The 17,439-nt window shown below is 71.9% G+C and carries 21 protein-coding genes; 13 read left to right on the top strand and 8 right to left on the bottom strand.

The features are described 5' to 3' along the window. Positions 1-341: 341 nt before the first annotated feature. The gene (locus KF737_RS11260; RefSeq protein ID WP_296454456.1) at positions 342-884 is read left to right on the top strand and encodes a DUF924 family protein; all 543 of its coding nucleotides are present in this window, start codon (positions 342-344) and stop codon (positions 882-884) included. Positions 885-1,041: 157 nt separating this feature from the next. On the opposite strand, the gene KF737_RS11265 is transcribed toward KF737_RS11260, so the two are convergent. Together KF737_RS11265 and KF737_RS11270 are read right to left on the bottom strand one after the other, a co-directional pair. Beyond that, complete coding sequence (locus KF737_RS11265) at positions 1,042-2,181, bottom strand: PEPxxWA-CTERM sorting domain-containing protein (protein ID WP_296454457.1); 1,140 nt, start codon at positions 2,179-2,181, stop codon at positions 1,042-1,044. A 272-nt stretch (positions 2,182-2,453) separates the two neighbouring features. Continuing rightward, a complete protein-coding gene (locus KF737_RS11270; protein WP_296454459.1) occupies positions 2,454-2,687 on the bottom strand; it encodes a hypothetical protein in 234 nt (77 codons plus the stop codon). A gap of 171 nt (positions 2,688-2,858) precedes the next feature. Here KF737_RS11270 and KF737_RS11275 point away from each other — a divergent pair, with 171 nt between their 5' ends. The 6 genes from KF737_RS11275 to KF737_RS11300 all read left to right on the top strand — a co-directional run bounded on the left by KF737_RS11275 (position 2,859) and on the right by KF737_RS11300 (position 6,265). Then, on the top strand, positions 2,859-3,704 hold the full coding sequence (locus tag KF737_RS11275) for a thymidylate synthase (RefSeq protein WP_296454461.1): 846 nt from the start codon (positions 2,859-2,861) through the stop codon (positions 3,702-3,704). A gap of 6 nt (positions 3,705-3,710) precedes the next feature. Next, positions 3,711-4,022, top strand: a complete 312-nt coding sequence (locus KF737_RS11280; RefSeq protein WP_296454462.1) for a phosphoribosyl-ATP pyrophosphohydrolase — start codon at positions 3,711-3,713, stop codon at positions 4,020-4,022. Positions 4,023-4,187: 165 nt separating this feature from the next. Further along, a complete protein-coding gene (locus KF737_RS11285; RefSeq protein WP_296454464.1) occupies positions 4,188-4,706 on the top strand; it encodes a dihydrofolate reductase in 519 nt (172 codons plus the stop codon). Positions 4,707-4,928: 222 nt separating this feature from the next. Beyond that, positions 4,929-5,840, top strand: a complete 912-nt coding sequence (locus KF737_RS11290; RefSeq protein WP_296454466.1) for an SMP-30/gluconolactonase/LRE family protein — start codon at positions 4,929-4,931, stop codon at positions 5,838-5,840. A 62-nt stretch (positions 5,841-5,902) separates the two neighbouring features. Continuing rightward, positions 5,903-6,115, top strand: a complete 213-nt coding sequence (locus KF737_RS11295; protein ID WP_296454468.1) for a hypothetical protein — start codon at positions 5,903-5,905, stop codon at positions 6,113-6,115. 9 nt (positions 6,116-6,124) lie between these two features. Beyond that, complete coding sequence (locus KF737_RS11300; protein WP_296454470.1) at positions 6,125-6,265, top strand: hypothetical protein; 141 nt, start codon at positions 6,125-6,127, stop codon at positions 6,263-6,265. On the opposite strand, the gene KF737_RS11305 is transcribed toward KF737_RS11300, so the two are convergent. Both KF737_RS11305 and KF737_RS11310 read right to left on the bottom strand, forming a co-directional pair. Beyond that, positions 6,262-7,362, bottom strand: a complete 1,101-nt coding sequence (locus KF737_RS11305) for an NADH:flavin oxidoreductase (RefSeq protein WP_296454472.1) — start codon at positions 7,360-7,362, stop codon at positions 6,262-6,264. The two genes, KF737_RS11300 and KF737_RS11305, sit on opposite strands and share 4 nt — an antisense overlap. 80 nt (positions 7,363-7,442) lie before the next feature. Further along, a complete protein-coding gene (locus tag KF737_RS11310; RefSeq protein ID WP_296454473.1) occupies positions 7,443-7,910 on the bottom strand; it encodes a GFA family protein in 468 nt (155 codons plus the stop codon). Between the two features lie 143 nt (positions 7,911-8,053). Between KF737_RS11310 and KF737_RS11315 the strand changes: the two genes are divergently transcribed. Further along, positions 8,054-9,334: a cytochrome P450 gene (locus KF737_RS11315; RefSeq protein ID WP_296454475.1), complete on the top strand. Its 1,281-nt coding sequence runs from the start codon at positions 8,054-8,056 to the stop codon at positions 9,332-9,334. Positions 9,335-9,399: 65 nt separating this feature from the next. Beyond that, positions 9,400-9,813: a CHRD domain-containing protein gene (locus KF737_RS11320; protein ID WP_296454477.1), complete on the top strand. Its 414-nt coding sequence runs from the start codon at positions 9,400-9,402 to the stop codon at positions 9,811-9,813. A gap of 1 nt (position 9,814) precedes the next feature. On the opposite strand, the gene KF737_RS11325 is transcribed toward KF737_RS11320, so the two are convergent. Both KF737_RS11325 and KF737_RS11330 read right to left on the bottom strand, forming a co-directional pair. After that, on the bottom strand, positions 9,815-10,399 hold the full coding sequence (locus KF737_RS11325; RefSeq protein ID WP_296454479.1) for a surface-adhesin E family protein: 585 nt from the start codon (positions 10,397-10,399) through the stop codon (positions 9,815-9,817). A 64-nt stretch (positions 10,400-10,463) separates the two neighbouring features. Further along, positions 10,464-12,488 (bottom strand): TonB-dependent siderophore receptor, encoded by a 2,025-nt coding sequence (locus KF737_RS11330; RefSeq protein ID WP_296454481.1) that lies wholly within the window; start codon positions 12,486-12,488, stop codon positions 10,464-10,466. A 119-nt stretch (positions 12,489-12,607) separates the two neighbouring features. On the opposite strand from KF737_RS11330, the gene KF737_RS11335 reads away from it, so the two are divergent. The 4 genes from KF737_RS11335 to KF737_RS11350 are packed head-to-tail and all read left to right on the top strand — an operon-like array spanning position 12,608 to position 15,222. Next, positions 12,608-12,928, top strand: a complete 321-nt coding sequence (locus tag KF737_RS11335; RefSeq protein ID WP_296454483.1) for a PepSY domain-containing protein — start codon at positions 12,608-12,610, stop codon at positions 12,926-12,928. Beyond that, a complete protein-coding gene (locus KF737_RS11340) occupies positions 12,929-13,588 on the top strand; it encodes a response regulator transcription factor (RefSeq protein WP_296454485.1) in 660 nt (219 codons plus the stop codon). A 3-nt stretch (positions 13,589-13,591) separates the two neighbouring features. Continuing rightward, positions 13,592-14,962 carry a sensor histidine kinase gene (locus KF737_RS11345; protein WP_296454486.1) on the top strand — a complete coding sequence of 457 codons (1,371 nt, stop codon included), beginning with the start codon at positions 13,592-13,594 and terminating at the stop codon, positions 14,960-14,962. A gap of 26 nt (positions 14,963-14,988) precedes the next feature. After that, positions 14,989-15,222 carry a type II toxin-antitoxin system Phd/YefM family antitoxin gene (locus tag KF737_RS11350; RefSeq protein WP_296454488.1) on the top strand — a complete coding sequence of 78 codons (234 nt, stop codon included), beginning with the start codon at positions 14,989-14,991 and terminating at the stop codon, positions 15,220-15,222. A gap of 65 nt (positions 15,223-15,287) precedes the next feature. On the opposite strand, the gene KF737_RS11355 is transcribed toward KF737_RS11350, so the two are convergent. Together KF737_RS11355 and KF737_RS11360 are read right to left on the bottom strand one after the other, a co-directional pair. Next, on the bottom strand, positions 15,288-16,085 hold the full coding sequence (locus KF737_RS11355) for an inositol monophosphatase family protein (RefSeq protein ID WP_296454490.1): 798 nt from the start codon (positions 16,083-16,085) through the stop codon (positions 15,288-15,290). Continuing rightward, complete coding sequence (locus KF737_RS11360) at positions 16,085-17,431, bottom strand: MFS transporter (protein WP_296454492.1); 1,347 nt, start codon at positions 17,429-17,431, stop codon at positions 16,085-16,087. The genes KF737_RS11355 and KF737_RS11360 overlap by 1 nt, the downstream gene beginning before the upstream one ends. Positions 17,432-17,439 lie beyond the last annotated feature (8 nt).

Below are 17,439 nucleotides of genomic sequence, written 5' to 3' on the forward strand. Positions count from 1 at the left end.
GGCGGTCGCGGCTCTCCATGCGCCCGGCGCGGGCGCCGTCGCCCGGCGCCGCGAGGGCCGGAGCGGCCGTGGCCGCCAGGAATACGACGGCCAGGGCCGTCATCGCCGTTCTCATCGTCGTCTACTCACCCAGGAGGCAGGTCGCCTCTCAGTCCCTTCGCCGGACAGATGCGCAGCCTTCGCCTGAACCGTGCTTGAACGGCGCCGCCCGCACGTCCTAGAGCGGGTTGCGATCCGACGGAGTCAGATCGCCGCTCTAGGTTCTTGTTTTGTCGCGCGTTTATTCCGAAAACCGGTTCCCACTTTCCGGAACGCGCTCTAGTGAGGCGCGGGAGGTGAGAATGGCTGCGACGCCGAACGACATCCTGGGATTCTGGCGCAACGCCGGCCCGGCGAAGTGGTACGCCAAGAGCGCGAAGTTCGACGACGCCATCCGGCTGCGCTTCGAGCCGGTCCACCACCGCGCCGCCCAGGGCAAGTACGACGACTGGGCGGTGACACCCGACGGCGCGCTGGCGCTGCTGATCCTGCTCGACCAGTTCCCGCGCAACCTCTTCCGCGAGAGCGCGCATGCGTGGGCGACCGACCCCAAGGCGCGCAGCGTCGCGCGGGCGGCGGCCGAGAAGGGCTGGCATCGCGAGGTCGAGGCCGGGATGCGGCAGTTCATGCTGCTGCCCTTCGAGCATTCCGAGGACCTGGCCGACCAGGAGTACGGCCTGGAGCTCGCCCGCGACCTGGGCGATCCCGAAATGCTGAAATGGCACGAGATCCACCGCGACATCATCGCGCGGTTCGGCCGGTTCCCGCACCGCAACCGGGCGCTGGGGCGCACGACCACCGCCGAGGAGCAGGCGTTCCTCGACGACGGCGGCTTCTCCGGCTGATCGCCTCGACCCAGGCGGAGTCGCCGGGGAACTCCGGCCGGGATGACGGCGGCGCTTCGGGGCGCCTCGATCGAGGACGGAGCCTGGGGTCGGGACCCGATTCGCGCTCAGCGAACTCGATAACCTCCGCTCATCCCCGCGTGATGAGCGGGGGACCTCAGGCGGCGGCGGGCGCGCGTCGGCGGCGGCGCAGGGCCGTCCCCACGGCGCCGAAGCCCGCGATCAGCATGGCCCATGTGGCGGGTTCGGGGACGGTGGCGGAGGCGGTGAAGGGCGTCAGCAGGAAGGCGTGCGTGAAGCCGTCGGCGTTGACGCCCCAGCCCACGATCTGGCCCGAGGCGTTGATGCCGCGCGCCTCCTGGAGGACCCAGCCGGCGAGCGGGTCGATGAGGTCGTTCAGGTCCTGCATCCCGCCGCCCGCCGTCCACAGGAAGGCGTGCGCGCCCGTGGCGGCCTCGCTCTGGCCCACCACCTGGCCAGCGCCGTTGATCCCGAAGGCGGCGCTGAAGTCGATCCCGCCCGGCAGGTCGCCGAGGTCGGTCATCACGCCTCCGGACCACAGGACGGCGCGCGTACCCGTGGCGGCGTCGCTGTAGCCCGCCACCTGCCCGGCGGCGTTGATCCCGGTGGCGACGCTGAAGTCGCTCCCGCCCGGCAGGTCGCCGAGGTCCTGCATCCCGCCATCCGCCGTCCACAGGAAGGCGCGGTTACCCGTGGCGGCGCCACTGACGCCCACCACCTGGCCGGCGTCGTTGATCCCGTAGGTCCGGCTGTAGTCGGTCCCGCCCGGCAGGTCGCCGAGATCGGTCATCACGCCGCCGGACCACAGAAAGGCGTGGACGCCCGTGGCGGCCGCGCCATAGCCCGCCACCTGGCCGGCGCCGTTGATCCCGGTGGCGAGGCTGTAGTCGCTCCCGCCCGGCAGGACGCCGAGATCGGTCGTCGCGCCCCCGGACCACAGGACGGCGTGGACGCCCGTGGCGGCCGCGCTGTAGCCCACCACCTGGCCGGCATCGTTGATCCCGGTGGCATAGCTGTAGTCGTCCCCGCCCGGCAGGTCGCCGAGATCGGTCATCACGCCCCCGGACCACAGGACGGCCCGGTATCCCGTGGCGGCGATGCTGTAGCCCACCACCTGGCCGGCATTGTTGATCCCGTTGGCGTAGCTGTAGTCGCTTCCGCCCGGCAGGTCGCCGAGGTCGGTGAGGATGTACTGCACCGCAGCCGTCGCCGTGGCCGGCGCGGCGATCAACAGAGCCGACGCCACGGCGCCGCCGATCCAGTGTCCGACCTTCATCCGCCCACGCTCCCTCAAAAGGCGCTGCGGGCCGTGAGGGGCGCCGCGCGCCGCAAGCTGCTATGGTTAAGCTGGAAGAGGCGCAATGCGGCTCGCCTGTAGGGCGAGCGGATACCCGGGATGCGGAGATTGGGGGCGGCTTGTCCGCGCGGCGCGGTTCGCCCCCGGCGCAAGGCCGGGGATGACGTTCAGGAGGGGAGAGGTCGCGCGAGGCCCTAAGCGCCCGATGAGCACGCCGGTCAGAGCCGGTTCGTCCCGGGCCGCCGAGGAGCCTATTCCGGCTTGGTCGGCGCCTTGTCGGCGGCGTCTTCGCCCGGCTTGGCGGCGGCCTTCACCGGCACGTTGCGGCATTTCTTCTTGGGCAGGTTCGAGCCGCTGACCTCGATGGTCTCGCAGACCCGCTTCATCTCGGGCTTGGCCTGGACGGCCATCTTCGCCGCTTCGCCCGACTGGACGGTCTCGGGCGCGGCGAACAGCACGACGGCCGCGAGGGCGGAAATCAGCATTCGGATTCACCTGTATGAACGGGACCGGGCCGTTTAGCGGCCCTTACGTCGTACGCCAAGCCGGGAATCGACCAACGGTCGACGATGTCGCGCGCGGCGCCTGTGGATGAGGCGGGGATCACGGCGAATCGCCGATTCCCGAATCGGTCCGCGCAGGCGACCCTGGGCGCGATGAACGCCCACGCCGCCATCGCGCCCGCATTCCGCGCCGACGCCGCCCATCCGGAGCGGCAGTACCTCGACCTGCTGGACGACATCCTGGAGAACGGCGTACGGCGCGGCGACCGCACGGGCGTCGGCACGCTGGGCGTGTTCGGCCGGCAGATGCGGTTCGACCTCGCGCAGGGCTTCCCGCTGCTGACCACGAAGAAGCTGCACAGGAAGTCGATCATCCTGGAGCTGCTGTGGTTCCTGCGCGGCGACACCAACGTGCGCTGGCTGCAGGAGCGCGGCGTCAGCATCTGGGACGAATGGGCCGACCCGACCGGCGAGCTGGGCCCCGTCTACGGCAAGCAGTGGCGCTCGTGGGCCGCGCCGGACGGGCGCGTGATCGACCAGATCGCCGCGGTGGTGGAGGGGCTCAGGACCAACCCCGACAGCCGCCGCCACATCGTCTCGGCCTGGAACCCGGCCGAGGTGGAGGACATGGCGCTGCCGCCCTGCCACTGCCTGTTCCAGTTCTTCGTCGCGGACGGCAAGCTCAGTTGCCAGCTCTACCAGCGCTCGGCGGACGTGTTCCTGGGCGTGCCGTTCAACATCGCGAGCTATGCGCTGCTGACCCTGATGGTGGCCAAGGTCTGCGGCCTGGAGCCGGGCGAGTTCGTGCATACCCTCGGCGACGCGCACCTCTACCTGAACCACCTGGAACAGGCCCGCACCCAGCTCGAACGCGAGCCGCTGCCGCTGCCGGTGATGCACATCGCAGACAAGGACGACCTGTTCGGCTTCGACTACGAGGACTTCAAGCTCGCGGGCTACCAGGCCCACCCGTCCATTCCCGCTCCCATCGCGGTGTAGGCCGAGATGAAGACCCCGCTGACGCTTTCGGAAGTGGCGGATTCGGCGGAGCGGATCTCCGACATCTACGCCCGCAACCACGCCATCGCCCGCGACGACGACTGGTACATGCTGAAGCTGCAGGAGGAACTCGGCGAACTGGCCCAGGCCCACCTGCGCCTCTCCAGCCGCGGCCGCGGCGAGGCCAGCGAGCACGACCGCGCCGACGAGGCCGCCGACGTCCTGTGCCAGCTCCTCCTCTACTGCCGCCGCTTCGACATCGACGTGGACCAGGCGGTGCGCCGCAAGTGGCTGAGCTGGCTGGATTCGGCGGCCTGACATCCGCCTCTCGAACGTCATCCCCCGGCTTGTCCGGGGGACCCATTGGGCTGGGCGTGCGAAGGGCGCGCAGCGTCGCGGTCGCGGACATCGGCTCACAGCCCAATGGGTGGCCCGGACAAGCCGGGCCATGACGTTTTGGGGGAAGCGGATTAGAGGAGCCCCATGTCCCAGATCATCCTCGCCGCCGGTCCGATCGCGCGCGCCCGGAACGGGGTGATCGGGCGGGATGGGACGCTGCCGTGGCGGCTGCGGACCGACCTGGCGAACTTCCGGGCCGTGACCATGGGCAAGCCGGTGATCATGGGGCGCAAGACCTGGGAGAGCCTGCCGAAGAAGCCGCTCGTGGGCCGCACCAACATCGTGCTGTCGAAGGACGGCTCGTTCGAACCCAAGGGCGCGGTGGTCTGCGAGGACTTCGGCGAGGCGGTCTCGATCGGGCGCGAGCAGGCCGGGGAGGACGGCGCGCGCGAGGTGTGCGTGATCGGCGGCGCCTCGCTGTTCGAGCTGGCGCTGCAACGGGCGCGGCGGCTCTACCTCACCGACATCGACGCCGACGTCGAGGGCGACGTGGTCCTCTCCCCCATCGACGAGAGCCGCTGGACCGAGGTGCGCGCCGAACGCCACGAGGCGTCGGAGCACGACGAGCATCCCTTCACGATCCGGGTGCTGGAGCGGCGCTGAGCGTTGCGAGCCTCAAGCCGTGTGCGCGCGCCAGCGCCCATTTTTCCAAACCGCGGAGATCGCAGAGATACGCAGAGAGACGGCGCATCCTCGGACTCCTCCGCGCATCTCTGCGATCTCCGCGGTTTGAAATGACGGCGCGGCGACTGACGCTGCGTCACCGTGGAAGCGCGCGACAGCCGCGCTATGGTCGCGCCCAACGAGAAACGGGAGTGAGCGCACATGGACATCGAGCTGGTCTGCGAGGGGCTGGAGTTTCCCGAGGGGCCGATCGCCATGGCCGACGGCTCGGTGATCCTGACCGAGATCAAGGGCCAGCGGCTGACGCGGGTGAGGCCGGACGGCGCGAAGGAGACGGTGGTCGACACCGGCGGCGGCCCGAACGGCGCGGCCATCGGCCCGGACGGCGCGATCTGGATCACCAACAACGGCGGCTCGTTCGTCTGGCTGGACAACGGCGGCCTGACCATCCCCGGCCCGACGCCATCCACCCACACCGGCGGCATGATCCAGCGCTTCGACCTGAAGAGCGGCAAGCTGGAGACGGTCTACGAGAGCTGCGACGGCAAGCGCCTCGTGGGGCCGAACGACCTGGTGTTCGACAGGTCGGGCGGGCTCTGGTTCACTGACCACGGCTGCTCGACGCCGGAGGGGCGCAAGAACGGCGCGGTCTACTACGCCAAGCCCGACGGCAGCCACATCAGCCAGCAGCGCGGGCACCTGATCTCGCCGAACGGCATCGGCCTGTCGCCCGACGAGAAGACCGTCTATGTGGCCGACACGCAGCTCGGCCGCCTCTGGGGCTTCGACGTGGCCGAGACGGGCCAGCTCGCGCCCGGCGCCGGCTTCGCGCCCGGCAACGTGATCTGCAACCTGCCGGGTTACCAGTTGCTGGACAGCCTGGCGGTGGAGGCCTCGGGCAAGGTCTGCGTGGCGACGATCATCAATGGGGGCGTCACGGCCTTCGACCCCGACGGCACGGTCGAGCATTTCGCGTTCCCGGACCTGATCTGCACGAACATCTGCTTCGGCGGCGCCGACATGCGCACGGCCTGGGTGACGGCGTCGTCCACCGGCAAGCTCTACAAGGCCAGGTGGCCGCGGCCGGGCCTGAAGCTGAACTTCAACGCTTAGCGTGCGTCACGGAACTGTCGTGAAACTGTGATGCCGTAGGCTCCCGCAGAGGAGATCTGTCCGTGGACAGCGTCATACTCATCGCCCTGCTGGGCGCGTTCGCCCTCATCGTCGTCGTCAGCCTGCTCGTCCTGCGTGGCCGCGCGTCGGGCGTCCATCGCCGCGGCGGCGACGACGGCGGCACGGCTGCAGCAGGCTCGATCGTCATCGCGGCCGGCGTCTTCGACGGCGGCGGCGGCGCGAGCTGCAGCACGGACGGCGGCGGGAGCTGCTGAGCCCCCGGCATGGACAAGATCGAGCTGATCGCTATTGCGATCGGACTTGCCGTGATCGCCGTCGCGGTGGCCGTCGTCCTGATCTTCCCCGCCCTTGGCGGCGACTACCGGAAGAGCACCGACCCGCGCGGCGGCGACAGCGGCGGCTAGGACAGCGTCGCCAACGCCGCGCGGTCGTAGGCCATCAGTTCGCCCTGGCGGCCTTCGCGGACCTTCACGGCCCACTCGGGGTCCTGCAGCAGGGCGCGGCCGACGGCGACGAGGTCGAAGTCGCCGCGCTCCAGCATCTCCTCCAGGCGGTCCAGCGAGGCGGGCTGGCTCTGCTCGCCGCCCCAGCTCGCCACGAACTCGCCGGTCAGGCCCACCGAGCCCACGGTGATGGTCGGGACGCCGGTGACCTTCTTGGCCCAGCCGGCGAAGTTGAGGTCGCTGCCCTCGAACTCCGGCTCCCAGAAGCGGCGCTGCGAGCAGTGCAGGACGTCGGCGCCGGCGTCGACCAGGGCGCCCAGCCAGCTCTCCAGCTTCTCGGGCGTCTCGGCCAGGCGGGCGGCGAAATCCTGCTGCTTCCACTGGCTGATGCGGATGACGATGGGATAGCCGGGGCCGACGGCCTTTCGGACCGCACGGATGATGTCGGCGGCGAAGCGGGCGCGGCCGGCGATGTCCTTGCCGCCGTAGGCGTCCTCGCGGACGTTCACGCCGTCCCAGAAGAACTGGTCGATCAGATAGCCGTGGGCGCCGTGCAGCTCGACGGCGTCGAAGCCCAGGTCCCTGGCGGCCCCGGCGGCCTCGGCGAAGGCGCGGATGGCGTCGGCGACCTCCGCCTCAGTCATCGGCTGGCCGAACTGCTTGCCGGGGCTGGAGAGGCCCGAGGGGCTGTCGTAGGGGCCCGGCGGTTGCCAGGTCTCGCTGCGGGTGCGCACCGCGCCCACGTGCCAGAGCTGCGGCGCGATCAGGCCGCCCTCGGCGTGGACGGCGTCGACGACGCGCTTCCAGGCGGCGAGTTCAGCCTCGCCATGGAAGCGCGGGATGTTGGGGTCGTTCAGCGAGGCGGGGCGGTCGACGCCCGTGCCCTCGGTGACGATCAGGCCCACCTGGTTCCTGGCGCGGCGCGCGTAGTAGGCGGCGACATCTTCGGTCGCCACGCCGCCGGGCGAGAACGAGCGGGTCATGGGCGCCATGACGATGCGGTTGGGCAGCCTGAGGCCCTTCAGGTCGAAGGGCTGGAAGAGAACGTCGGAGGCCATGCGATCCCCTGGAGCGTGGTTTCAAACGATTGTTTAGCCGAGCGGCGCGCGGCGGCCAGCGAGAAAAGCTGGCGCCGGCCTCAGCGCGTGTTGAGCGCGGCGCGGCGGGCGAGCGCCTCGGGCGACCACTGGGTCTTCAGGTCGTAGAAGACCTCGAACGCCGGCTGGTCCTGCGGGATCTGCACCCAGGGCAGCTTGGAGCGCGTGAAGATGTGGGCGTCCGGCGCGATGGCGGCGCGGTCGTCCAGCGTGGTGGCGCGCAGGAAGCTCATCGTCTTGCGGTCGCCGTAGTCGGACCACAGCGTCGTGCCGCAGGCCGTGCAGCGGTAGACGAGGTGCGGGCGGCCGGACTCCGTCGGCATGGCGGTGGGCGCGATCTCCCCCGACAGCACCTCGATCCGGTCGGTCTCGATGATGGCGTTGATGACGAAGGCCGAGCCCACCTGGCGCTGGCAGTCGGTGCAGTGGCAGCAGTTGGTGAACATGGGGCCGGACTTCAGCCGGTAGCGCACCGCCCCGCACGCGCATCCCCCTTCGAGCCCGCTCATGGTTCCTCCTGCGTCTGGCGCCGCGCATTTTCCAGCATTGGAAAGTTGACGCCAGCGTCACCTTTCTTGACTCGCCCTTCCGCGAGGATCATCGTCCCGACTGAGGCAGTGCGGGCGAACGAACCCGCAACAGGAGGTGACCCATGGACGACGCTTCGATCGACCTGCAGCGCGCGGCCCGCGACGCCGCCTATTCGATGCCGCTCGACCAGATCGACCCGGCCGACCCGGAGCTGTTCCGGACCGACACCATGTGGCCCTACTTCGAGCGGCTGCGGAAGGAAGACCCGGTGCATTGGGCCGAGTCGGAGTTCGAGGACGTCGGCGGCTACTGGTCGGTGACCAGGTACAACGACATCATGGCGATCGACACCAACCACCAGGTGTTCTCGTCCGACCCGACGATCGTGCTTCCCGATCCGGCGGAAGACTTCAACCTGCCCATGTTCATCGCCATGGACCCGCCGAAGCACGACGTGCAGCGCAAGACGGTGAGCCCGATCGTGGCGCCGCAGCACCTGGCCTACATGGAGCCGATCATCCGCGAGCGGGCGGCGGCGATCCTGGACAGCCTGCCGATCGGCGAACAGTTCGACTGGGTGGACAAGGTCTCCATCGAGCTGACGACCATGACGCTGGCGACCCTGTTCGACTTCCCGTGGGAGGACCGCCGCAAGCTGACCCGCTGGTCCGACGTGGCGACGGCGGGCCCGGACAGCGGCCTCTTCTCCTCCACCGACCCGGAGGTCGCCGAGCAGGAGCGCCGCCAGGAGCTGTTCGAGTGCGTCGACTACTTCATGCGGCTATGGAACGAACGCGTGAACGCCCCGCCGCGGCCCGACCTGATCTCGATGCTGGCCCATGGGGAGTCCACGCGGAACATGGACCGCATGGAGTACCTGGGGAACCTGATCCTGCTGATCGTGGGCGGCAACGACACGACGCGGAACACCATCACCGGCTCGGTGATCGCGCTGAACCAGAACCCCGACCAGGACCGCATCCTGCGCGCCGACCCGGAGAAGATGATCCCGGCCATGGTGTCGGAGACCATCCGCTGGCAGACGCCGCTGGCCTACATGCGCCGCACGGCGCTCGCGGACTACGAGATCGGCGGCAAGACCATCCGCAAGGGCGACAAGGTCGCCATGTGGTACGTCTCGGGCAACCGCGACGACGAGGTGATCGAGCGGCCCAACGACTACTGGATCGAACGCCCGCGGGTGCGCCAGCACCTGTCGTTCGGCTTCGGCATCCACCGCTGCGTGGGCAACCGCCTGGCCGAGTTGCAGCTCAAGATCATCTGGGAGGAGATCCTGGCCCGCTTCCCGCGCATCGAGGTGATGGGCCCGCCGCGCCGGGTGAACTCGTCGTTCGTGAAGGGCTATGAATACCTGCCGGTGATCATCCCCGAGCGGAATTGACGCGATCCCCGCCCTGGGCTTCCATCCCGGCCGCTCAGGTCGGGGTGGGCGCAAGGGAGATGAACATGTCCAAGGGTTCGATCATCGCCATCGTCGCGGCGGCCGCGGCGCTGAGCGCGCCGGCCTATGCGGCCGACAAGCTGTCCGCGCACCTGGGCGGGGCCGGTTCGGCCGACACCGACGGCGCGGGCCACGCGAGCTTTACCATCGACAGCGCCAAGAACGAGATCTGCTACCAGTTGATGGTCGAGAACATCCAGCCGGCGACCATGGCCCACATCCACGTCGGCGCCGCGGGCGTGTCGGGCGGCGTGGCCGTGCCGCTGGCCAAGCCGGACGCCACGGGCAAGAGCTCGGGCTGCGCGACGGTGGCGCCCGACGTGGTGAAGGCGATCCTGGCCGACCCGGCCGGCTACTACGTCAACGTCCACAACGCGGAGTTCCCCGCCGGGGCGATCCGCGGGCAGCTCTCGAAGTAGGTTAGCGGGGTTTCGCGGCCGCGGCGGGCCTGGCCGCGGCCGCCGGCCCCTTCGCGGCCGGCTTCGCGCCGGGCGCGGGCGGCGGCAGGACCGGCGCCATCGGCTGGGCCGGCGGGTCCCACGAGCCCATGAGGCGGATGACCACCTTGGCCACGCTGTCGGCCGAGAGCACCGCGCCCTGCCCGGCCCCTTCGCAGATGACGCGGTAGGCGGCGTAGGGGTCGGAGGCCTCGTCGGCCGGGCCCCACTCGGGGTTGGGGTTCACCTTGCTGAGCAGCAGCGCGCCCGAGCGCGAATAGGCCGAGAACTCGCGCCAGCGGGTGCGCTGGGCCTGGCAGTCGTATTCGGTGAGCGTGCGGACATAGCCCGGCTGGGGCGGGTCGCCCGACAGGATGTTGCGCTGGACGCGCACGTCCCAGGCCTTGCGGACTGGACTGCCGGGCACGCGCTCGACGCCCTCCGGGTCCATGACCGACCAGGAGTCGGCGCTCGACTGGATGACGTAGAAGATGCGCGCGGCGGCCGGCGTCGCGGCGAGGGCCGCGACGGCGATGGCGAGGCTGGCGAGGGCGCGGCGGCTGTTCACGGAGGCGAGCTTAGCGCGCACCCGTTAACGGCGCCTACCGCGTTTGCAGCGGCCCCGGGGCGGGTCATCGCGCGCCCCCAGCGAAGGCGCGCTGGACCGTGACGCTCACGAACGGCCCGAAGTCCATCGCGCGGGTCTCGATGCGCCGCAGGGGCGCGGCGCCACGCACGCCGCCGTACTGCTCGCGCCGCCGGTAGACCTTGCCGTCGGTGAGGTTGTCCGCCTGCACGCGGATGTTCCACGCGGGCGTGGGCCGGTACTCGGCGAAGAGGCCCAGGCGCGTGTCCACCCGATCGGTCTTCACCTCGTTGAACAGGTACTCGACCTTGGTCTGCGCCAGCACGGCGTCCACGCCCCAGCGGGCGCGCCATCGCGGCAGGTCCTGGGTCAGGTGGATCGCGCCCTGGAAGTCCGGCTCGCCCGAGATGCCGCGCGAGACGCCGGTCGCCGGATCCGTGACCCGGCTGCGCCGCCAGGTGACGTCCGACTTCACGACGACGCCGGACAGCCCGAGCCGGTCCAGCGGCGCGGTCACGGCGACCTGCGCCTCGTCGCGCACGCCGCGGCCGATATTGCCCGGCGCATCGAAGGCGTAGCCCGGCCCGACCACCGGCACGCGGTCGACGACGCCGCCGATCTCGTCGTGGCGCAGGGTGGCCACCAGCGAGCCCACGCCGCCGAAGCGCCGCTCCCACGTCAGCGACGTGCGCCATGCGCGATCCGGCTCCAGGTCCGGATTGCCGGCGGTGACGGTGTTGGAGGTCAGCGAGGCCGAGCTGACGAAGTCCTCGAAGTCGAGCTGCCCCACCCGCCGCTCGATCGCTAGGCGCAGTTCGTCGTGCGCCGTGGGCCGCCAGCTCACCAGGGCGCGGGGCTTCGGGTAGAGGAGGGTCTTGGCGAGCGACGCGTCGCCCGACTGGGTCAGGCGCGAGACCTCGATGCGGCCGCCCGCCTCGACCGTCAGGCTGGGCCGCGGCCGCCAGGTCAGGGTCGCGAACCCCTCGGCGCGACGTTCCTCGACGCGGACGCGCGCGGCGGGCAGGTCGACGTCGATCCCGTTCTCGCTGAGGCCGTTGCGGCTCGCGAGCGTGTTGAGCGCCGCCTCGCCGCCGATCTCCAGGGTGGTGGCGGGGCCGGCGCGGCGGGCGACGGCGCGGACGATGCTCTCGCGGGCGTCCAGCGCGACGCGGGCCACTTCGCGGTCCGGCCCCTCGTCGGCCTGGTCCCGCGCGCGGGTGCGGCTCCAGCGACCGAGCGCCAGGGCCTCGAGCGCCCACGGCCCGACGAGGGCGCGCTCGTAGTGGCCGCCCAGCTCGCCCTCGGTGACGTTCTCCCGCTCGCCCACGACCTCGGCGGACGGCGCGGGGAAGGTCGCGGTCTCCAGGATGTTGGCGCGCTTGCGCTCGGCGCGCACCGAGGCGTCCAGGCGCAGCTTGCCGCCGGCCAGGCCCTGCTCGTAGCCGGCCGCGCCCTCGGCGACGTCGGTCCACTTGTTCTCGCGGTAGGTCGCGTGGCGGAGCGGCGCGCCGAAGGGATCGATACGGTCGCGCGGCCCTTCGCCCTTCTCCGCGTCGATCTCGCGGGCGACCGAGGCCGAGGCTTCCAGCAGGCGCTCGCCGCTGCGGCGGCTGACCTCGCCCGCGAACCGAGGAGCTTGGCGCTCGCCCGGGTAGGCCCCAAGCCCCGCCTCGACGCGGCCCCGCATCACCGCCTCGCCCCGGCGCACGACGTTGGCCACGAGCGGCCGGCCCTGCAGGTCGAAGCCGGCGGCGCCTGCGCGCACCAGCTCGATCCGCTCGACCGAGCGGGCCGGGATGCGGCGCAGGATCGCCTCCAGGCCCTCCTGCTTGCTGGTGGGCCGCTTGCCGTCGATCAGCACGTTGCCCGACGCGCCCCCGAACCCGCGCACCTCGGCGTCGCCGGGGTCGAAGGTGAAGCCCGGCAGCCGCTGCAGCATGTCGAACGCCGAATAGGGCTGGGCCGGCGCGAAGAAGGCGGCGGGATAGGCGGTGACCGGCCCCTCCTGTGCATGGGCGGCGAGCGGGACCAGCAGCAGGGCGGCGACGGCGCAGGATCGGATGGAAGACATGAGGCCCCTCGTGCGGGGACGTGGGCGTCCCCGAAGCCTCTCCTGCGCCCCCGCGCCTGACGGCCCGGCCACGACGGCCGTCAGCGGGATGTCAGCGACGGCGCGATAGGAAGGCCGCCATGACCCAACGCTTCCTCACCTCCCTGACCGCCGCCGCGCTGCTGGCGCTGGCCGCTGTCCCCGCCGCCGCGGGCGATCACAAGAAGCCCAAGGGCCACGAGGCCGCCCGCGCGGCCCTGGCGCGCGGCGAGATCCAGCCCCTGACGAAGATCCTGGCCGCCGCCCAGGCCAGGGCGCCCGGCGACGTCATCAAGATCGAACTCGAAGACGAGAAGGGCCGCCTCATCTATGAGGTGAAGATCCTGGGACGGGACGGCCGCGTGCGCGAAATTGAGCTCGACGCCCGCACCGCCGCGGTGCTGAAGGTCGAGGACGATTGATTGCGCGCCCTGGTCGTCGAGGATGATCCGCACGTCGGGCCGGACCTCGTCCGCGCGCTGACGGCGGCCGGCTTCGCCGTCGACCTCGCCCGCGACGGCGAGGACGCCTCGTTCCGCGGTTCCGTCGAGGACTATGCGGCCGTGGTGCTGGACCTCGGCCTGCCGCGGCTGGACGGCCTGTCGGTGCTGAGGCGCTGGCGGGCCGAGGGGCGGGCGTTCCCGGTGCTGATCCTGTCGGCGCGCGGCGACTGGACCGAGAAGGTGGAAGGCATCGAGGCCGGCGCCGACGACTACATGGCCAAGCCCTTCGAGATGGGCGAGCTGGTGGCGCGGTTCCGCGGCCTGGTGCGGCGCGCCGCGGGCCGCCTGACGCCGGTGGTGAGCGTGGGCCGGCTCAGCCTCGACACCCAGCGCCGCTCGGCCACCCTGGACGGCGCGCCGCTCCGGCTCTCGCCGCTGGAGTTCCGCCTGCTGGACTGCCTGGCGCACAACCCCGGGCGGGCCGTCTCGGCCGGCGAGCTGGCCGACCACCTGTACGGCGCCGGCGACAGCGGCGACGCCAACGCCATCGAGGCGCTGGTGGCCCGCCTGCGCCGCAAGGTCGGCGCGGATGCGATCGTGACCCGGCGCGGGTTCGGCTACGCCCTGGCGGCGGCCTGAGGCGTGGCGGCCCGGTCGCTGCAGCTCCGACTTCTGGCCAGCGCCGCGGTGGCCGTGTTCGTGGCCCTGGCCGTCGCATGGCTGGCGATGACGTGGCTGTTCGAGCGCCATGTGGAGCGGCGCGAGGCCGCCGAGCTCGCCCGCACCGGCGATGCGCTGGCCGCCGCGCTGACGATCGACGCGGCCGGGCGCCCGGCGCTGGACCAGACGCCGCTGGACCCGCGGGCGTTGCGCGCCGCCAGCGGCTTCTACTGGCAGGTCAGCACGCCGCGCGGCGTGGTGCGCTCGCCCTCGCTGTGGGACGAGGCGCTGCCGGTCCCGGCCGGGGCGTCGCCCTCGGACTGGGCGGCCGACACGACGCGCGGACCGTTCGGCCGGCGGCTGCTGCGCGTGGCGCGCGCCGTCCGGGCGCCGGGCGCCGACGCGCCGGCCGTGATCCAGGTGGGCGTGGACGCGCGCGAGCTGGCCGAGGCCCGCGCCCAGTTCGGCCGCGAGCTGGCGCTGTTCCTGGCGGGCCTCTGGGCGGTGCTGGCGCTGGCGGCCCTGGCGCAGGTGCGGCTGGGCCTCGCCCCGCTGGCGCCGCTGCGGGACCGGCTGCAGCGCATGCGGCGCAATCCGGCCGCGCGCCTGGACGCGGACCACCCGCGCGAGGTCGCCCCGCTGGTCACGGCGATCAACGCCCTGGCCGAGACGCGGCAGGCCGACCTGGCCCGCGCGCGGCGCCGGGCCGGCGACCTGGCCCACAGCCTGAAGACCCCGCTGGCGGCCCTGGCCGCGCAGAGCCGGCTGGCGCGCGACGCCGGCGCGACGGAGGCCGCCGACGGCCTCGACGGCGCCATCGCCGCCATGGCCGCCGCGCTGGAGGCGGAACTGGCCCGCGCCCGCGCCGCGGCGGCCCGCGATGCGGCGCAGGACGAGTGCTCGTCGCCCGCCGCGGTCGTGGAGCGGCTGATCGCGGTGCTGGAACGCACGCCCGCCGGCGAGCGGATCGTGTTCGCGCCCGAGATCGACCCGGCGCTGAGCGTCCCTGTCGCGGCCGACGTGCTGGCGGAGGTGCTGGGCGCCCTGATGGAGAACGCCGCCCGCTTCGCGCGCCGGCAGGTGCGCCTCACGGCCGCGCCGTCGGACCAGGCGGTGTCGCTCACCGTGGAGGACGACGGGCCGGGCCTGGACGCCGAGCGCGCCGAGGCGGCGCTGATCCGCGGCGGCCGGCTGGACGAGGCGGGGCCCGGCCACGGCCTGGGCCTGGCGATCGTCCGCGACCTGGTCGAGGCCACCGACGGCGCGGTGACCCTGGACCGCTCGCCCCTGGGCGGCCTGCGCGTAGCGGTGAGCTGGCCCGCCTCGACGCAGGGCCACACATCTCATATCTAGGCGCGACCGCTAGCGAGGCCTTCGCGATGAAGCGCACAATCAGCGCGGGCGATGCGAACCAGCGCTTCTCCGAACTGCTGCGCGCGGTTCAGGAGGGCGAGAGCTTCGTCGTGACCTCCCGGGGCCGGCCGGTCGCCAAGGTCACGCCCGTCGATGACCTCGACCGCCAGCGTCCCGCGATCGACACCCTGCTGGACTTCGTCGCCGGCCTGCCGCGCCGCCGACTCCAAGCGTGGCGGCGCGAGAGCCTCTACGAGTGACGCGGATTACGTTCGACACCGCCTACATCGCCGGCGCCTGACCCGCCTCCTCGCCTGACCCCGCCTCAGGCGCGGTCGACGGGGCGCAGGACCTCCAGCAGGGCCGCGTGGATGCCGGGGGCGCAGTTGAGGACATTGCCGCCCATGATGTCGAGGGGACCGCCCAGGGTGTCGGTGACCACGCCGCCCGCCTCGCGGACCAGCACGGCGCCGGCGGCCATGTCCCACGGGCTCACCGACTGCTCCCAGTAGGCGTCGAAGCGGCCGCAGGCGACGTAGGCGGTGTCGATCGCGCCCGCGCCCAGGCGGCGCACCGAGGCGACGCGGGGGGTGAGCTGGGCGATCTCGTGGTGGAACTGTGCCTGCCGCGGCTTGCCGGCGAAGGGGATGCCGATGGCCAGGATCGAGTCCTCCAGGCGTGCGGTCCCGGCCACCCGGATCGGCGCGCCGTCCAGGAACGCGCCCTGCCCGCGCTCGGCCCAGAACATCTCGCCCATCATGGGCACGTAGGTGACCCCGGCGATCACGTCGCCGGCCTTCGCCAGGGCGATGTTGACCGCGAAGAACGGCACGCCGCGGATGAAGTTCATGGTGCCGTCGAGCGGGTCGACCACCCAGACGTGGTCGGGGTCGGCGCCCGGGACCAGCCCGCCCTCCTCGCCCAGGAAGCCGTAGGCCGGCCGCGCCCGCGCCAGCATCGACTTCACCGTCTCCTCGGCGCGCAGGTCGGCCTCGGAGAACGGGTCGCCCGCGCCGTTCTTGAAGCGCACGTCCAGCGAGGCCAGGTCGGCGAAGTCCTGCTTCAGGCGCTCGCCCGCGACGCGGGCCGCCTCGATCATGCTGGTCAGCAGTTGCGACGGCATCAGTCCCTCAGTTTCACGCGCCAGAGGCTCGACGCCAGCACCAGCGATACGACCGACGCGCCGATCCAGAAGGCGATGGCCGGGCCGAAGTCGTAGTGGCGGACGCCCGCGACCATCGTCGTGCCCCGGTCGATCAGGATGCCCGAGACCTGCTCCTGGACCGCGGCGCCCAGGTAGCTGAAGACGCCGATCAGGCCCATGGCCGCGCCGACCACCCGCTTCGGGCAGATGTCGGTGGCGAAGAGGCCGCCGACCGAGGTGACGAGGCCGGTCATGCCCAGGCCGAACAGCACCATCCCGGCCACCAGCACGAGGTGGTTCTGCGGCCCGAAGAAGATGAGGCCCAGGCCCGCCAGCTCGACGAGGCCGAAGATCAGGTTGGCCGGAGGGCGCCGGGCGGCGAAGAACTTGTCCGAGATGTAGCCGAAGGCCACGGCCCCGCCGATGCCGGCCAGGGTGGAGGCGAAGAGCAGGCTGCCGGCGGCGGGCAGGCCGTAGCCCCGCGCCTCCTGCAGGTAGAGCACGCCCCAGCTATTGATGGCGTAGCGGGTGACGTAGGTCATGGCGCTGGCCAGGGCGAGGATCCAGACCGCGGGGATCCTGAGGATCGAGAGCTGGGTGGCGAGCAGCGGCGCCTCGGCCTTCGCCGCATCGGGGTTCTGCCAGTGGTCGTCGCGGTAGTCGGCCACGGGCGGCAGGCCATAGCTCGTCGGCGCGTCCTTGACCCAGAACAGCATCCAGACGCCGGCCAGCGCGCAGATGGCGGCGGGCGCGTGGTAGCCCATCGACCAGCCGAAGACGGCCACGATGGCGCCGGTCATCAGGAAGTTGAGGCCCTCGCCGATGGAATGCGCCGTCGACCATATGCCGTAGTAGCGGCCGCGCTCGCGGTTGGAGAACCACGAGGTCATCGCCACCACGCAGGCCGGGGCGCCGAAGCTCTGGAACCAGCCGTTCAGGCCCCAGAAGACCGCCGCGGCGACCACGCTGGTGGAGAAGCCCATGCCGAGGTTGCACAGCGCCGAGCCGATGAAGCCCGCGGCGATGAACCGGCGCGCGTTGGCGTGGTCGGCCAGGAAGCCGTTGAACAGCTTGCCGATGGCGTAGCTGTAGAACAGCGCCGAGCCGATGAGGCCGAGGTCGGCCGCGGTGAAGACGCCGCCGTCGATCAGGGGCTTCTTCACCACCCCGATGGCGAGGCGGCCGGTGTACGACAGCCCGTAGCCGAGCGTGATCGCCATCATCACCTGGAAGCGGTAGCGCCGATACAGCGTGTCGGTGCGCGCCGGGTCGTCGATCGGCGGCGCGGCGGCGGCCGGGGCGAAGAAGGCCAACGGGTTCGGCATCGGTTTCC

The organism is Phenylobacterium sp. (genome assembly GCF_019636135.1).
Classification (GTDB): domain Bacteria; phylum Pseudomonadota; class Alphaproteobacteria; order Caulobacterales; family Caulobacteraceae; genus Phenylobacterium.

Bases quoted from the DNA above. Each gene is read 5' to 3' on its own strand.
- KF737_RS11260 (WP_296454456.1), top strand. From the start codon at position 342: ATGGCTGCGACGCCGAACGACATCCTGGGATTCTGGCGCAACGCCGGC.
- KF737_RS11265 (WP_296454457.1), bottom strand. From the start codon at position 2,181: ATGAAGGTCGGACACTGGATCGGCGGCGCCGTGGCGTCGGCTCTGTTG.
- KF737_RS11270 (WP_296454459.1), bottom strand. From the start codon at position 2,687: ATGCTGATTTCCGCCCTCGCGGCCGTCGTGCTGTTCGCCGCGCCCGAG.
- KF737_RS11275 (WP_296454461.1), top strand. From the start codon at position 2,859: ATGAACGCCCACGCCGCCATCGCGCCCGCATTCCGCGCCGACGCCGCC.
- KF737_RS11280 (WP_296454462.1), top strand. From the start codon at position 3,711: ATGAAGACCCCGCTGACGCTTTCGGAAGTGGCGGATTCGGCGGAGCGG.
- KF737_RS11285 (WP_296454464.1), top strand. From the start codon at position 4,188: ATGTCCCAGATCATCCTCGCCGCCGGTCCGATCGCGCGCGCCCGGAAC.
- KF737_RS11290 (WP_296454466.1), top strand. From the start codon at position 4,929: ATGGACATCGAGCTGGTCTGCGAGGGGCTGGAGTTTCCCGAGGGGCCG.
- KF737_RS11300 (WP_296454470.1), top strand. From the start codon at position 6,125: ATGGACAAGATCGAGCTGATCGCTATTGCGATCGGACTTGCCGTGATC.
- KF737_RS11305 (WP_296454472.1), bottom strand. From the start codon at position 7,362: ATGGCCTCCGACGTTCTCTTCCAGCCCTTCGACCTGAAGGGCCTCAGG.
- KF737_RS11310 (WP_296454473.1), bottom strand. From the start codon at position 7,910: ATGAGCGGGCTCGAAGGGGGATGCGCGTGCGGGGCGGTGCGCTACCGG.
- KF737_RS11315 (WP_296454475.1), top strand. From the start codon at position 8,054: ATGGACGACGCTTCGATCGACCTGCAGCGCGCGGCCCGCGACGCCGCC.
- KF737_RS11320 (WP_296454477.1), top strand. From the start codon at position 9,400: ATGTCCAAGGGTTCGATCATCGCCATCGTCGCGGCGGCCGCGGCGCTG.
- KF737_RS11330 (WP_296454481.1), bottom strand. From the start codon at position 12,488: ATGTCTTCCATCCGATCCTGCGCCGTCGCCGCCCTGCTGCTGGTCCCG.
- KF737_RS11335 (WP_296454483.1), top strand. From the start codon at position 12,608: ATGACCCAACGCTTCCTCACCTCCCTGACCGCCGCCGCGCTGCTGGCG.
- KF737_RS11350 (WP_296454488.1), top strand. From the start codon at position 14,989: ATGAAGCGCACAATCAGCGCGGGCGATGCGAACCAGCGCTTCTCCGAA.
- KF737_RS11355 (WP_296454490.1), bottom strand. From the start codon at position 16,085: ATGCCGTCGCAACTGCTGACCAGCATGATCGAGGCGGCCCGCGTCGCG.
- KF737_RS11360 (WP_296454492.1), bottom strand. From the start codon at position 17,431: ATGCCGAACCCGTTGGCCTTCTTCGCCCCGGCCGCCGCCGCGCCGCCG.